Origin of the sequence: Streptococcus sp. HMSC068F04 (assembly GCF_001837455.1) — a bacterium.
Taxonomy (GTDB): Bacteria; Bacillota; Bacilli; order Lactobacillales; family Streptococcaceae; genus Streptococcus; species Streptococcus salivarius_D.
On record NZ_KV832533.1, the window covers coordinates 28,073 to 29,895 of the forward strand.

Genomic DNA, 1,823 nt, shown 5'->3' on the forward strand with positions numbered 1-1,823 from the left:
AGAAAACTTGAATACTAAGACTGTTAAACGCGGTTCTAAATTGGTATACCAAGTATGGCTTGATACTACTAAATTCACAGAAGCTAACAACATCCAATACGTTGGTGTATCTGATACATACGACGCAGATAAATTGAACGTTAACGCAACTGACATCAAAGCCTACGATTCAGTAACTGGTGCAGATGTGACTGCTAAATTCGACATCAAAGTTGAAAACGGCACAATCACTGCAACTTCTAAAGAAGCATTTATCAAAGATAAAGTAAACAACCCTGTTATCGATACTACTAAGTTCGCTTTTGGACGTTACTATAAATTTGATATTCCAGCAACTGTTAAAGAATCTGTTAAAGCTGGTGCTGATATTGAAAATACAGCCAACCAAACAGTTCACGTTTACAACCCAGTGAGCAAGACAGTTGAAAAACCTGAAAAACCAACACAAAAACGTGTTAACAGCGTTCCAGTTCCAGTTGAAATGAACTTCACTAAACGTTTGGAAGGTCGTGAACTTCAAGCTAACGAATTCGAATTCGTATTGAAGAAAGACGGCGTTGAAGTTGAACGCGTGAAGAATGATGCTGCTGGTAAGATTGTCTTCAAGACTCTCGGGTTCGGTCGCGATGATCTTGGTAAGACTTACAACTACACAGTAGAAGAAACTCCTGGTACAGATGCAACTGTCAAATACGACACAATGGTTGCTACTGTTAAAGTTGTGGTTTCACATGACGGTACAGCTAAAGCAATCGTTGCCAACGTAACAGACGCTGCGGATAAAGAATTTAACAACCGTGTAACACCACCAGAAGAACCTAAGTTCCAACCAGAGAAATACGTTGTTTCTAAAGCGAAATTCGATATCACTGGTACTAAGCTCGTTGATGATGATTCTGAATTGACAGATAAATATGGTGAAACAAATACAAACCCATATGTCGATAATACAAACAACAACGAAGAAGAAAACTTAAATACTAAATCAGTTGAACGTGGATCTAAACTTTACTACCAAGTTTGGTTGGATACAACTAAATTTGATGCAGCTAACAAAGACAATATCCAAACAGTAGGAATCACAGATAACTACGATAAGGATAAATTGATTGTTAATGCTTCAGAAATCAAGGTTTATGATTCAGTAACTGGTGCAGATGTTACTAACAAGTTCGAAATCACTGATAACAACGGTGTTCTTACAGCTAACCTTAAAGCTGGCTTCACTAAGTCACTTGGCGACGCTGAAAATACTCAAATCATTGATACAACTAAGTTCGAATTTGGACGCTACTATAAATTTGATATTCCAGCAACAGTGAAAGACGATGTCGTAGCTGGTGCAGATATCGAAAACAAAGCAGCTCAAGTTGTTAACTACTACAACCCAACAACTAAGAAAGTTGAAAAACCAGAAAAACCAACTGAAAAACGTGTTAACAGTGTTCCAATCTCAGTAGAATTTAACTTCACTAAGAAATTGGAAGGTCGTGACCTTAAAGCTGGCGAATTCACATTCGAGTTGAAAGATAGCGACAATGTTGTGATTGCAACTGCAACCAACGATGCAGCTGGTAAGATTAAATTCTCTCCAGTAGAGTACACAAATAAAGCTGGTGAAAAAGTTACAGCCCTTAAATACAAGAAGGGTCAAGAAGGTACTTACAAGTACACTGTAACAGAGGTTAAGGGTACAGACGCGACTGTCACTTACGATGAAATGGCTGCTGTTGTAACCGTTACTGTTTCTCATGATGGTACAGCTAAAGCATTGATCACAAACGTGACAGAACCTGCGGATAAAGAATTTAACAACCGTGTAA

The 1,823-nt window shown here is 38.2% G+C and carries 1 protein-coding gene; it reads left to right on the forward strand.

The features are described 5' to 3' along the window. Window positions 1-1,823, forward strand: a 1,823-nt coding sequence (locus HMPREF2571_RS10915; protein ID WP_305367031.1) for an SspB-related isopeptide-forming adhesin, incomplete at both ends; no start/stop codon positions are given.